This window comes from Streptomyces sodiiphilus, from assembly GCF_039529215.1.
Classification (GTDB): Bacteria; Actinomycetota; Actinomycetes; order Streptomycetales; family Streptomycetaceae; genus Streptomyces; species Streptomyces sodiiphilus.
On sequence record NZ_BAAAMJ010000026.1, the window covers coordinates 83394 to 95819 of the forward strand.

11 protein-coding genes are annotated in these 12426 nt (G+C 73.3%); 8 read left to right on the forward strand and 3 right to left on the reverse strand.

Translation table 11 applies throughout. From position 1 onward, the window contains the following. Window positions 1-11: 11 nt before the first annotated feature. The 7 genes from ABD299_RS12475 to ABD299_RS12505 all read left to right on the forward strand — a co-directional run bounded on the left by ABD299_RS12475 (window position 12) and on the right by ABD299_RS12505 (window position 8965). Window positions 12-1856, forward strand: a complete 1845-nt coding sequence (locus ABD299_RS12475; protein ID WP_344261545.1) for an ABC-F family ATP-binding cassette domain-containing protein — start codon at window positions 12-14, stop codon at window positions 1854-1856. 242 nt (window positions 1857-2098) lie between these two features. Beyond that, the gene (locus ABD299_RS12480) at window positions 2099-3982 is read left to right on the forward strand and encodes an outer membrane protein assembly factor BamB family protein (RefSeq protein ID WP_344261547.1); all 1884 of its coding nucleotides are present in this window, start codon (window positions 2099-2101) and stop codon (window positions 3980-3982) included. A 46-nt stretch (window positions 3983-4028) separates the two neighbouring features. Then, a complete protein-coding gene (locus ABD299_RS12485) occupies window positions 4029-4745 on the forward strand; it encodes a response regulator transcription factor (protein ID WP_344261549.1) in 717 nt (238 codons plus the stop codon). A 175-nt stretch (window positions 4746-4920) separates the two neighbouring features. After that, window positions 4921-5964 carry a galactose-1-phosphate uridylyltransferase gene (gene galT, locus ABD299_RS12490; RefSeq protein ID WP_344261551.1) on the forward strand — a complete coding sequence of 348 codons (1044 nt, stop codon included), beginning with the start codon at window positions 4921-4923 and terminating at the stop codon, window positions 5962-5964. Further along, on the forward strand, window positions 5961-6971 hold the full coding sequence (gene galE / locus ABD299_RS12495; RefSeq protein ID WP_344261553.1) for a UDP-glucose 4-epimerase GalE: 1011 nt from the start codon (window positions 5961-5963) through the stop codon (window positions 6969-6971). The genes galT and galE overlap by 4 nt, the downstream gene beginning before the upstream one ends. Then, window positions 6968-8113 carry a galactokinase gene (gene galK, locus ABD299_RS12500; protein ID WP_344261555.1) on the forward strand — a complete coding sequence of 382 codons (1146 nt, stop codon included), beginning with the start codon at window positions 6968-6970 and terminating at the stop codon, window positions 8111-8113. The genes galE and galK overlap by 4 nt, the downstream gene beginning before the upstream one ends. A gap of 144 nt (window positions 8114-8257) precedes the next feature. Further along, on the forward strand, window positions 8258-8965 hold the full coding sequence (locus ABD299_RS12505) for a LuxR C-terminal-related transcriptional regulator (RefSeq protein ID WP_344261557.1): 708 nt from the start codon (window positions 8258-8260) through the stop codon (window positions 8963-8965). Between the two features lie 40 nt (window positions 8966-9005). On the opposite strand, the gene ABD299_RS12510 is transcribed toward ABD299_RS12505, so the two are convergent. Beyond that, window positions 9006-9503 (reverse strand): MarR family winged helix-turn-helix transcriptional regulator, encoded by a 498-nt coding sequence (locus tag ABD299_RS12510; protein WP_344261559.1) that lies wholly within the window; start codon window positions 9501-9503, stop codon window positions 9006-9008. Between the two features lie 74 nt (window positions 9504-9577). Between ABD299_RS12510 and ABD299_RS12515 the strand changes: the two genes are divergently transcribed. Continuing rightward, window positions 9578-10432 (forward strand): trans-aconitate 2-methyltransferase, encoded by an 855-nt coding sequence (locus ABD299_RS12515; RefSeq protein ID WP_344261561.1) that lies wholly within the window; start codon window positions 9578-9580, stop codon window positions 10430-10432. A gap of 74 nt (window positions 10433-10506) precedes the next feature. Here ABD299_RS12515 and ABD299_RS12520 read toward each other — a convergent pair whose 3' ends face one another. Continuing rightward, the gene (locus ABD299_RS12520) at window positions 10507-11181 is read right to left on the reverse strand and encodes a TetR/AcrR family transcriptional regulator (protein ID WP_344261563.1); all 675 of its coding nucleotides are present in this window, start codon (window positions 11179-11181) and stop codon (window positions 10507-10509) included. Next, window positions 11181-12218: an acyl-CoA desaturase gene (locus ABD299_RS12525; RefSeq protein ID WP_344261564.1), complete on the reverse strand. Its 1038-nt coding sequence runs from the start codon at window positions 12216-12218 to the stop codon at window positions 11181-11183. Before ABD299_RS12525 ends, ABD299_RS12520 begins: the two co-directional genes overlap by 1 nt. Between the last annotated feature and the right edge of the window lie 208 nt (window positions 12219-12426).

Below are 12426 nucleotides of genomic sequence, written 5' to 3' on the forward strand. Positions count from 1 at the left end.
ACAGGAGACACATGGCTGCGCCCGCGAAGAACCTCGCCAATCTGGAGTCCGTCCGCAAGGTGTACGGCACCCGTACCCTGCTCGACGGCATCTCGCTCGGAGTCTCCGAGGGGGACCGGATCGGGGTCGTCGGGCGCAACGGCGACGGCAAGACCACCCTGATCCGCGTCCTGGCCCAGCTGGAGCCCGCGGACGACGGCCGCGTCACGCACTCGGGCGGGCTGCGGCTCGGCGTGCTGACCCAGCACGACTCGCTCGACCCGGCCGCCACCGTGCGGCACGAGGTCATCGGAGACCTCGCCGACCACGAGTGGGCGGGCAACGCCGCCGTCCGCGACGTGCTCACCGGGCTCTTCGGAGGCCTGGACCTGCCCGGTTTCCCGGCCGGCCTGGACACGGTCATCGGCCCGCTCTCCGGCGGCGAGCGGCGGCGCATCGCGCTGGCGAAACTGCTCATCGCCGAGCAGGACCTGATCGTCCTGGACGAGCCGACCAACCACCTCGACGTCGAGGGAATCGCCTGGCTGGCCGGTCACCTGCGGGCCCGCCGCTCCGCGCTGGTGGTCGTCACCCACGACCGGTGGTTCCTGGACCAGGTGTGCACCCGGATGTGGGACGTGCAGGGCGGCGCGGTGCACTCCTACGAGGGCGGCTACAGCGACTACGTCTTCGCCCGCGCCGAGCGGGAGCGGATCGCGGCGGCGGAGGAGAGCAAGCGGCAGAACCTGGTGCGCAAGGAGCTGGCCTGGCTGCGCCGCGGCGCCCCGGCGCGCACCAGCAAGCCCAGGTTCCGGGTGGAGGCGGCCAACGAGCTGATCTCCGACGTGCCGCCGCCGCGGGACAGCGCCGAGCTGATGCGGTTCGCCAACGCCCGCCTGGGCAAGACGGTCTTCGACCTGGAGGACGTCACGCTGCGGGTCGGCGGCGACGGTGACGCCGGCCGGGACCTGATCGAGCGCCTGACCTGGCAGCTGGGCCCCGGGGACCGGGTCGGCCTGGTCGGCGTCAACGGAGCGGGCAAGACCACGCTGCTGCGCGCCCTGGCCCAGACCGCCCGCTCCGGCGGTGAAACGCCCTCACCGCTGGTGGCCGGCGGCCGGATCAGGGTGGGCCGGACCGTCCGGCTGGCCTACCTCTCCCAGGAGGTCGCCGAACTCGACCCGGCCTGGCGGGTCCTCCAGGCGGTGGAACAGGTCCGCTCCCGGGTCGATCTCGGCAAGGGGCGCGAGCTGACGGCGTCCCAGCTGTGCGAGACCTTCGGCTTCGGCAAGGACAAGCAGTGGACGCCGGTGGGCGACCTCTCCGGCGGTGAGCGGCGCCGGCTGCAGATCCTGCGCCTGCTGATGGACGAGCCCAACGTGCTGTTCCTGGACGAGCCGACCAACGACCTCGACATCGAGACCCTCACCCAGCTCGAGGACCTGCTGGACGGCTGGCCGGGCTCGCTGGTCGTCATCAGCCACGACCGGTACTTCGTGGAGCGCACCACCGACCGGGTGTTCGCCCTGCTGGGCGACGCGCGGCTGCGGATGCTGCCGCGCGGCATCGACGAGTACCTGGAGCGCCGGGCCGCCCAGCGTGAGCGGCAGGCGGCGTCCGCCGCCGCCGCGGTGCCGGCCCCGGCGGAGCGGAGCGCCAAGCCCTCCCAGATCTCCCGGGCCGCGCAGAAGGAGATCGCGAAGATCGAACGGCAGCTGGACCGGATCGGGGAGAAGGAGTCCGCGCTGCACTCCGAGATGGCAGAGCACGCCACCGACTTCGAGCGGATCGCCACGCTGGACGCGCAGCTGCGGGAACTGGCCGGGCAGCGGGACGAACTGGAGAACCGCTGGCTGGAACTGGCCGACGGCGCCTGAACCGGCGCGCACCGCTCCGGGGCAGCCCCTGGCTCTTTCCCCCCGGTCCGTCCGTTTCCGCACGAAGTGGGACCGTTGCCGTCCGGTCGTCCCGCGATGCCGATCGTTGCAGGGCGGTCACGGCTGCGTACGAGGGCGGAACCGGGCCCTTGTGGTGTCCGGCCGCGGTGGTACAAAGGCTCTGCTTCACGTCACTGACCACCGGGCCGTCCCGCCCGATGTGCCCGGCCCAGGGGGATCCGATGTCTCAGCCACCGCCACCGTCCAGCCCGGAGCCGCAGGAGCCGGGGAAGCCCGAGGAGCCCGCCGCGCCGCAGCCGGACGAGCAGCGGGCCGGGGCACCGGACGACGTCGCGCCGCCGCAGGAGGGGCCCCGGCTCACCAAGGGTGAGCCGGGACAGCAGCCGTCCGGCGCGGACGATGGCGCGCCGCCGCAGCCGCCCGCGCCAGGGGGCGGAGGCGGTTTCGGTCCCCCGGTCACGCCGCCGCCCCTGCCGCAGGCGCCGCCGGCCCAGCCGGCGTACGGTCCGCCTCAGCCGGGACAGCCGCCGCAGCCCGGGTACGGCTTCCCGCAGCAGCCGCCGGCTCAGCCCGGTTACGGCTATCCGCAGCAGCCGCCCGGCCAGGGCTTCGGAGCGCCGGGCCCCTACGGCGCGCCCACGGCTCCCCATCCGCAGTACGGATGGACCCCGCCCCCGGGAGCGGACGCCGCCGGCAAACCGTCCGCCGGTTCGCGCGGCCCGGTCATCGTGCTCGTCATCGCGGCCGTGCTCGCCCTGCTGCTGGCCGGCGGGGGCGCGGTCTGGTTCCTCACCGGCAAGGACTCCGGCCCCACGGCCGGCAGCCCCACCGACGACGGGGGCGGCGGGGACGACACGGACGAGGGAGGCGAGGGCGGCGAGGACGTCGCCGGTCTGCCCGACCAGGCGATCGAGGCGGAGGTGGCCTGGCAGGTCGCCTCGCCGGAGGCCACCGAGGAGGACATCCTCGTGTACGCCAAGGGCTTCTGGCTGACCGACGACGCCATGGTCAGGATGATGAAGGACGAGGTCGTCGCCTACGGCCTGGCGGACGGCGAGGAGCTGTGGTCGACGCCGGTGGAGACGCAGGAGGGCAGATGCAATGCCACCCGCACGGCGTCGGAGGGGCGCATAGCACTCCTCCAGGGCCGGGACTGCGAGCACCTGACCGTCCTGGACATCACCACCGGTGAGGAGGTGTGGACCCTGCCGGTGTCCTCCGGCACCACCACGCCGGGCCGCTACGACGACCCCGTCATCCTCGGCGACACCGTGGTGATCGGCTGGGCGGCGGGCATCCACGGCTTCTCCATCAGTGAGGAGAAGCAGATATGGGCACCGCAGCAGGGGGAGACCTGCAAGGAGGTCGGCTTCGCCGTCTTCGACGAGGTGCTGCTGTCCGAGCTGTTCTGCGGGTACGCCGGCGAGAAGGGCGTCAGCATCCGGGCCACCGAGGAGGACGGCACCGAGCTGTGGGAGTGGGAGGTCCCCCAGGAGTGGGACGGCGAGGTGGTGGAGTTCCGCTCGGTGCTCTCCCTCGACCCGTTCGTGGTTCAGCTGCGGCTCGGTGAGGGCTACGGCGAGTCCGAGGAGCACCTGTTCGTCGCCGACGCGGAGCAGAACCGGATCGTCCACCAGCTGCCGTTCGACGACGACCGGCACGTGCTGCCGTGCGAGGCGGTGTCCATGTCGGACTGCCCGGGCGCGGTCGTGCTGGACGACATGCTCTACCTGGCCAGCCGGATGTCCGGTGACAACGCCGTCGTCGCCTTCGACCTGACGACCGGTCAGGCGGTCTGGGAGGCCGACCCGATCAACGGCGGGCAGATCGTGCCGTTCGGCACGCTGGACGGCAAGGTTCTCGCCTACCAGCTCGCCGGTTACGAGGTCGCGGGCATGGTTGTCGCCATCGACCCGGAGACGGAGCAGGCCGAGCCGGTGATGGCACTGGAGCACACCGCCCGGGAGACCGAACGCACGATCCTGAACAACACCTATACGTTCGACGCGCGGCTGCTGTGGCACAACAACACGTTCTTCATGATCGACGAGGCGTTCTATCCGCATGACGGGGAGGACGATCCGGCACTGCTGGTCTACCGGTGACCCGGTGACCCGGTGATCCGACGGCGTCCGCGACGGGGGAGACGTGATGACGGTACGTGTCGTGGTCGTGGACGACCGGCGGCTGGTGGCGGAGGCGCTGGCCTCGGCACTGCGGGTGCGCGGGCACCGGGTGCTGGGCGCCGGCGCGCCCGCCCGCCGGGCCGCCGACCTGGTCAACGGCAAGCAGCCCGAGGTGTGCCTGTACGGGACTCCTGAACCGGAGTCCTGCGGCGCGATGGATCCGGTGCTGCAGATCCGCCGCGGCAGCCCCGAAGTGGCGGTGGTGGTCCTGGGGCCGGTTCCCCGCCCGCAGGGGGTGGCCGCCGCGTTCGCCGCCGGCGCCCGCGGCTATGTGCGCGACAGCGAGCGCATCGAGGGCGTCGAGCGGGCCATGGTCAGGGCCAGGGCGGGGGAACCGGCGGTGGCCCCGCAGCTTCTGACCGAGGCGTTCACGGAGCTGCTCAGCCCGCGCGGGCTCCCGGACGCGGAGGGCGCACGGCTGGCCACGCTGCTCACCGAGCGCGAGGCCGATGTGCTGCTGCGGATCGTGGAGGGGGAGAACACCCGGCTGATCGCCGCGGGTCTCGGGGTGGCCCCCAGCACCGCGCGGACCCACGTCCAGCGGCTGCTCAGCAAGCTGGGCGCCGGCTCCCGGCTGGAGGCGGCGGCGCTCGCCGTCCGCACCGGGCTCCTCGATCACCTCTCCGGCCGGCCGGCCCGGCAGGGGCGCCCCGCTCCCGGCTTCCCGCCTGGCCCTCGCTGAGTCTTCCCCGGTCCCTCTCCGCCCGCTTGCGGCGTGCCGTTCTCTGCTTCCGCACACTTCTCCCGTTGACGCGCGCTGTTTCGGTATGCTTCCTTGTGTTCGATTCTGTGGGAAAGTTTGCCGTGCTGTCGGGATGTGCCGCGGCCAGGCGCTGGGCTGAATGGACGAGGGCCGGATGAAGAAGACCGTGACCGAGCTGGCCGACGGCCGGGAGCTCATCTATTTCGACTCCCGTCCCGGCGGCTCGCGCGACGCGCCCGACCGGCGGCGGCTGCCGCGGGCCGTGTCCTCCTCCGAGGTGCGGCTGGACCGGCTCCAGGGGGAGCGCGTCGGCTACGCGGCGCACCGCCAGCAGCGCACCCACCTGCCTCCGGCGGACCAGTGCCCGCTGTGCCCCTCCCGCGGGGAGCGGCTCAGCGAGATCCCCGCGCAGTCCTACCAGGTCGCCGTCTTCGAGAACCGCTTCCCGTCCTTCAGCCACGACACCGGCCGGTGCGAGGTGGTCTGCTTCACCGAGCGGCACGAGGCGTCCTTCGCCGACCTCACCGAGGAGCAGGCCGCCCTCGTCCTGCACGCCTGGACGGACCGCACCGCCGGGCTGGCGCGGCACCCGGCGGTCCGGGAGGTGTACTGCTTCGAGAACCGGGGCCGGGAGATCGGCGTCACGCTGGCCCACCCGCACGGCCAGATCTACGGCTACCCCTTCGTGACCCCGCGCACCGGACGGGCTCTGCGGTCGGCCGCCGCACACCGGGAGCACACCGGAACCAGCCTCTTCGACGAGCTGGTGGCCCAGGAGCGCGAGAACGGCAGCCGGGTCGTGCTGGAGACCGCGCACTGGATCGCGTTCGTCCCCTTCGCCGCCCGCTGGCCCTACGAGGTGCACCTGTACCCCGCCCGCCGCGTGGCGGACCTGACGGAACTGGACGACCCGGCCCGCGCGGAGTTCCCCGGCGTCTACCTGGAGCTGCTGCGCCGATTCGACCGGCTCTTCGGCCCGGACGCGGGGCCCACGCCGTACATATCCGGCTGGCACCAGGCGCCCTTCGGCATCGAGGAGCGCGCGGACTGGGCGCTGCACCTGGAGCTGTTCACCATCCGCCGCGGGCCCGGCAAGCTGAAGTACCTGGCCGGCTCCGAGTCCGGTGCGAACGTGTTCGTCAATGACGTGCTGCCGGAGGCGGCGGCGCGGCGACTGCGGGAGGTGGCGAGCGCGTGAGCGTGCGCAGATATCTGGTGACCGGCGGAGCGGGCTACATCGGCAGCGTGGTGGCGCACCGGCTGCTGGCCGCCGGCCACCGGGTGACGGTGCTCGACGACCTGTCCACCGGCTTCCGGCGGAGCGTTCCCCCGAAGGCCGAGTTCGTCCTCGGCAGAGTGCAGGACGCGGCGCGGTGGCTGGACGGCTCCTACGACGCGGTGCTGCACTTCGCCGCCTGCTCGCAGGTCGGAGAGTCGGTGGCCGACCCGGAGAAGTACTGGCGCAACAACGTCGGCGGCAGCATCGAGCTGCTGCGCGCGATGCGCGACGCCGGGGTGCGGCGGCTGGTCTTCTCCTCGACCGCGGCCGTCTACGGTGAGCCCGCCTCCACACCCGTCACCGAGGACGCGCCCACGGCGCCCACCAACCCGTACGGTGCCGGCAAGCTCGCCGTCGACCACATGATCGCCGGTGAGTGCGCGGCTCACGGGCTGGCCGCCGTGTCCCTGCGGTACTTCAATGTGGCCGGTGCCTGCGGGGACTACGGGGAGCGGCACGACCCGGAGAGCCATCTCATCCCGCTGGTGCTCCGGGCGGCGCTGGGCCGCCCGGAGCCGGTAGCGGTCTTCGGCAGCGACTATCCGACGCCGGACGGCACCTGCGTGCGGGACTACATCCATGTCCAGGACCTGGCCCGCGCCCATCTGCTGGCGCTGGAGGCGGCCGCGCCGGGGGAGCACCTGGTGTGCAACCTGGGCAACGGCAACGGCTTCTCGGTCCGTGAGGTGATCGAGACCGCCCGCGAGGTGACCGGCCGCCCCGTACCCCAGGCGGCGGCCGGGCGGCCGGNGGTCCTCGTCGCCTCCGCGGAGCGGGCCCGGCAGCGCCTGGGCTGGACGCCGCAGCGGCCCGGGCTGGCGGACATCATCGCGGACGCCTGGGAGTTCGCCCTGCGCGCCGGAGCGGACCGGGACGGACCGGAAGCGGACACCGCCGGTGCCCGCGGGGCGGAGGCCGGGGCGTGACCGCGCGAACCGCCCACGCGACGGTGTTCGGCGCGGAGCCGGAAGGCCGCTGGGCCGCGCCCGGCCGCGTCAACCTGATCGGGGAGCACACCGACTACAACGACGGCTTCGTCATGCCGCTGGCGCTGCCGCACACCACCGTGGTGAGCCTCTCCCGGCGCCCGGGCCGCCTCCTGCGGCTGCACTCGGAGGCGCTGCCCACCGGCACCGCCGAGCTCGCGCTCGACGAGCTGGCCCCGGGCCGCGTACCGGGCTGGGCAGCCTACCCCGCCGGGGTGGCCTGGGCGCTGCTGACCGCGGGCCACGACCTGGGCGGCGCCGATCTGTACGTCACCTCCGACGTGCCCACCGGCGCCGGCCTGTCGTCCTCCGCCGCCCTGGAGGTGGCCTGCGCACTGGCACTGAACGACACCTTCGGCCTGGGCCTGGGCGCCCAGGAGATCGCCCTGCTGTGCCGGCGGGCGGAGAACGGCTTCGTCGGCGTGCCCTGCGGGATCATGGACCAGATGGCCTCCGCCCGCTGCGCCGGCGGGCATGTGCTCCATCTGGACACCCGCGACCTGGCCATTGAGCAGATCCCCTTCGACATGGCGGCCGAGGGGCTGCGGCTGCTGGTCGTCGACACCCGGGTGAGCCACCGCCTGGGCGACGGCGCCTACGCCCGGCGGCGCGCGGTCTGCGAGGCGGCCGCCGCCCGGCTGGGGGTGGCGGCCCTGCGCGACATCCCGGCCGAGGGCCTGGAGCCGGCGCTGGCCCGGCTGGGGAAGGAGACGGCACGCCGCCGCGTGCGGCACGTCGTCACCGAGAACGAGCGGGTGTCCCGGGTGGCGGCGCTGCTGCGAGCCCGTCGCGCGCGGGAGACCGGCCCGCTGCTGACCGCCGGACACCACTCGCTGCGTGACGACTTCGAGGTGTCCTGCCCCGAACTCGACCTGGTGGTGGAGGCGTCGCTGGCGGCCGGGGCGCTGGGAGCCCGGATGACGGGCGGCGGGTTCGGCGGTTCGGCGATCGTGCTGGCGGAGGCAGAGGGCGCGCCGGCCGCCGTCGCCGCCGTGGCCGGCGCGTTCGCGGCGGCCGGGTACCGCCCGCCGCGCGTCTTCGAGGCGGTCCCCTCGTCCGGCGCCCGCCGCCTGCCGCACTGACCATCCGCCCCGCCGTGGGGCGGCGGATCGTCCCGGCCCTCGCCGATGCCGGGCGTATTGAGGGAAACGGCCCCCTCAACACCGCCCCCGCTCTACGCTGAGGGGGGCGCCGGTGGGGGCCGGCGCCGGTCAGGGGGTCTTGCTGTGGACCGCATCCGGGTACTGGTGGCCGACGGCCACCGCGTCTTCGCGGAGTCGCTGGCCACCGCGCTGACCGCCGAGCAGGGCGTGGAGGCGGTGGCGGTGGTCAGTGCGGCCGCCGCCGTCCGCGAACTGGAGCGCGGCGGCACCGGCGGCGTGCTCTTCGACGTCCTGCTCATGGACCCCGGCCTGGACGAGGGGGGCGGTGACGGCGCGGAGAGCGCCGGACCGCCGGACCGCCGGCAGCCGCTGCTGGCAGCGGTGAACGACCGCTTCCCCGAGGTGCGGGCGGTGATGCTGGCCACCCGGGACGACCCGCGCCTGGCCGCCCGGGCGTTCGATGCCGGGGCCCACGGCTGGGTGGCCAAGGACAGTTCGCTGTCGCGGCTGCTCCAGGTGGTGCGAGGAGTACTGCGGGGCGAGACGCATGTGCCGCCCCTGCTGCTGACGGGGGTGCTCCGGGAGCTGAGCCGGGCCAGGAGGCACCGCACCGAGCACCAGCGGCTGATGGAGTCACTGACGCCGCGCGAGCTGGAGGTGCTGCGCTGCATGCTGGCCGGACTGGGCCGCAAGGCGGTGGCCGAGCGGCTCTACCTGTCCCCGCACACGGTCCGCACCCACATGCAGAACGTGCTGAGCAAGCTGGGAGTGCACTCGACGCTGGCCGCGGTGGCCATGGCCCGCCGGGCCGGTGTACCGCCGATGGAGTGAGAGGGGCGCGTCCGCCCGGCGCGCGAGCGCGTCCGGGGGCTCAGGACGGAAGGTTGTCGAAGGGGGCCGTGAGCTCGCGCAGCAGGCCGGCCAGCCGGTGGCGCTGAGCGGGGGACAGCCCGGACAGGATCGCCCGCTCCTGCGCCAGCAGGTTGGCCAGCGCCCGGTCGGCGTGGTCCTTGCCGGCCTCGGTGAGCCGGACCAGCACGCCGCGCCGGTCTCCGGGGTCCGGCAGCCTCTCGACCAGCTCTTTCTTGGCCAGCCTGTCCACCCGGTTGGTCATGGTGCCGGAGGTGACCAGGGTCTGGGTCAGAAGCTGGCCGGGGGACAGCTGGTAGGGGCTGCCCGCCCGGCGCAGCGCGGTGAGCACGTCGAACTCCCACGGCTCCAGCCCGAGCTCGGCGAAGGCCATGCGCCGTGCCCGGTCCAGATGCCGGGCCAGCCTGCTGACCCGGCTGAGCACCTCCAGGGGCTCCACGTCGAGATCGGGGCGCTCGCGCCGCCACGCCGCGACCAGTCGGTCGACCTCGTCCTCCATGCGGACCAGTGTAGTAGTTCTGTCGATGTGAAGTCTCTTGACGTCAAGATGAAGCCGGTGTCACGATCGTGACCATGAGTGAAGCGCCCAACTGGGACCCCCACCAGTACCAGCGCCACCGCGATCACCGCAGCCGCCCGCTCCACGACCTGCTGAGCAGGGTGCCCCCGCTGCCCGCCCGGGCCCGGGTCGCCGACCTGGGCTGCGGCCCCGGCACCCCCAGCGCCCTGCTGGCCGAGCGCCGGCCGCGGGCCCGCATCACCGGCTACGACAACTCTCCCGAGATGCTGGCGGAGGCTCGCTCCCACGCCGGGCCCACGCCGGGCGGCGGCACCCTGGACTTCGCCTTCGCCGACCTTGCCACCTGGCGGCCCGGTGCCCCGCACGACCTGATCATCTCCAACGCCGCCCTGCAGTGGGTCCCCGGCCACGCCGGGCGGTTCCCCGACTGGGTGGCCGCGCTGGCACCCGGCGGCGTCCTCGCCTTCCAGGTCCCCGGCAACTTCGGCGCACCCAGCCACCTCCTGCTGCGGGAACTGTGCGACAGCCCGCGCTGGCGCGCCCGGCTCTCCGGCACGCTGCGGCGGGGCGACCCGGTCCTGTCACCGGCCGGCTACCTGGCAGTGCTGGCCGGCCTCGGCTGCGCCACCGACATCTGGGAGACCACCTACCTGCACGTCCTCACCGGGCCCGACCCCGTCCTGGACTGGACGAAGGGCACCGCGCTGCGGCCGGTCCTCACCGCCCTCGCGGACGACCCGCGGGCTCGCGACGCCTTCCTGGCCGAGTACCGTGACGCCCTGCGCACCGCCTATCCGCCCGGCCCGCACGGCACGGTCCTCCCCTTCCGCCGCGTCTTCGCCGTGGCCCGGAAGCCGTCCGTCCCACCGCACGCCTCATCCCTCGCAGATCAGGGAGCCGCTCGATGACCGACCCCTCCCCGGAGTTCCTGGAACGCCTCCCCGCCGGCTGAGGGACGGCGGGGAGGCGGCGCAGCGGCGCCCTACGCCCGGCGGTGGCCGATCAGCCGGGGGTGGTGCTCCAGGCCCTGGAGACCGTGCCAGGCCAGGTTGACGAGGTGCGCGGCCACCTCGGGCTTCTTCGGCTTGCGCACGTTCAGCCACCACTGCCCGGTCAGCGCGACCATGCCGACCAGCGCCTGGGCGTAGATCGGGGCCAGCTTCGGGTCGTAGCCGCGGCTCTTGAACTCCCGGCCCAGGATGTCCTCCACCCGGGTGGCGATGTCGCCGATGAGCGAGGCGAAGGTGCCGGTGGACTGGGTCACCGGGGAGTCCCGGACCAGGATGTGGAAACCGTCGGTGTGCTGCTCGATGTAATCCAGCAGTGCGAACGCCGCCTGCTCCAGCAGCTCCCGGGGATGACCGGCCGTCAGGGACTGCGTCACCATCTGCAGCAGCCGGCTCATCTCCCGGTCCACCACGACGGCGTAGAGCCCCTCCTTGCCGCCGAAGTGCTCGTAGACCACCGGTTTGGAGACCCCGGCCTTCGCCGCGATCTCCTCGACCGACGTGCCCTCGAAGCCGCGCTCGGCGAAAAGCGTGCGACCGATGTCGAGCAACTGCTCGCGACGCTCCGTCCCGGTCATGCGCCGGCGGGCACGCCGGCCGGAGCGGGCGGGCTTGTCCTTGCTGCTCTCCTCGGTGGCCACAAGCCCCATCATGCCGTCTGTGCGGGTGCACTTTCCTCCGGGTTCTCCACCCGGCGCCTGGCGTCCAGCCGCGACCGCTTGGGCCAGCGCACATCCGAGGCCCAGCCGGCCAGCTCGAACCAGCGGATCAGCCGCGCGCTGGAGTCCACCTGCCCGCGGTCCACCCCGTGCCGGGCGGAAGTCGGGTCGGCGTGGTGCAGGTTGTGCCAGGACTCCCCGCAGGACAGCACGGCCAGCCACCACACGTTCCCGGACCGGTCCCTCGACTTGAAGGGACGCTTGCCCACCGCGTGGCAGATGGAGTTGATCGACCAGGTCACATGGTGCAGCAGGCCCACCCGCACCAGCGAACCCCAGAACAGTGCCGTCAGCGCGCCTTGCCACGACCAGGTCACCAGGCCGCCGATCAGCGGCGGCAGCAGCAGCGACACGGCGGTCCACAGGATGAACTGCCGGGAGATGCGCCGGATGGCCGGGTCCTTGATCAGGTCCGGGGCGTAGACGTGCTGAGGGGTCTGCTCCTTGTCGAACATCCACCCCATGTGCGCCCACCACAGCCCCTTCATCAGCGCGGGCAGGGTCTCGCCGTAGCGCCACGGGGAGTGCGGATCACCCTCGGCGTCGGAGAACTTGTGGTGCTTGCGGTGGTCGGCGACCCAGCGGACCACCGGCCCCTCGACCGCCATCGAGCCGGCGATCGCCAGGGCGATCCGCAGGGGACGCTTCGCCTTGAAGGAACCGTGCGTGAAGTAGCGGTGGAAGCCGACGGTGATGCCGTGGCAGCCAAGGAAGTAGAAGACCACCAGCAGACCGAGGTCCAGCCAGCTCACCCCCCAGCCCCAGGCCAGCGGCACCGCGGCCAGCAGGGCGACGAAGGGAACGATGATGAACAGCAGGAGGGCGATCTGCTCCACGGACCGCTGCCGGTCGCCGCCCAGCGTGGCGGACGGCAGGTCCCGGGCGGGCCCGGAGGGCTCCGGAGCACCGGCCGGGGAGCCGGTGGTCGGGGTGGCTTCGGCCCGCGGAGCGGGCAGGCTTGTTGTCATAAACGTGGTTCCTCGGGGAACGAAATGCGGTCACAGCCACCTACGGGACCGTAACCTACGGCATCGTAAGTATGGCAGGCGGAGGCGCGCGCACATAGGGCAAGAAGACCCGTCCTCGCCGGACGGTACCCCCGCCCGGGACCCGGGCTGTCTACCATGGGCCCGGTCGGACAGCGCGGTCCGTGATCTGCCAGACGATTCAGCTGCG

What these genes read in the sequence shown, in the direction of transcription:
- ABD299_RS12475 (WP_344261545.1), top strand. Translation starts at nt 12, where the DNA reads ATGGCTGCGCCCGCGAAGAACCTCGCCAATCTGGAGTCCGTCCGCAAG.
- ABD299_RS12480 (WP_344261547.1), top strand. Translation starts at nt 2,099, where the DNA reads ATGTCTCAGCCACCGCCACCGTCCAGCCCGGAGCCGCAGGAGCCGGGG.
- ABD299_RS12485 (WP_344261549.1), top strand. Translation starts at nt 4,029, where the DNA reads ATGACGGTACGTGTCGTGGTCGTGGACGACCGGCGGCTGGTGGCGGAG.
- galT (WP_344261551.1), top strand. Translation starts at nt 4,921, where the DNA reads ATGAAGAAGACCGTGACCGAGCTGGCCGACGGCCGGGAGCTCATCTAT.
- ABD299_RS12510 (WP_344261559.1), bottom strand. Translation starts at nt 9,503, where the DNA reads ATGGAGGACGAGGTCGACCGACTGGTCGCGGCGTGGCGGCGCGAGCGC.
- ABD299_RS12515 (WP_344261561.1), top strand. Translation starts at nt 9,578, where the DNA reads ATGAGTGAAGCGCCCAACTGGGACCCCCACCAGTACCAGCGCCACCGC.
- ABD299_RS12520 (WP_344261563.1), bottom strand. Translation starts at nt 11,181, where the DNA reads ATGGGGCTTGTGGCCACCGAGGAGAGCAGCAAGGACAAGCCCGCCCGC.
- ABD299_RS12525 (WP_344261564.1), bottom strand. Translation starts at nt 12,218, where the DNA reads ATGACAACAAGCCTGCCCGCTCCGCGGGCCGAAGCCACCCCGACCACC.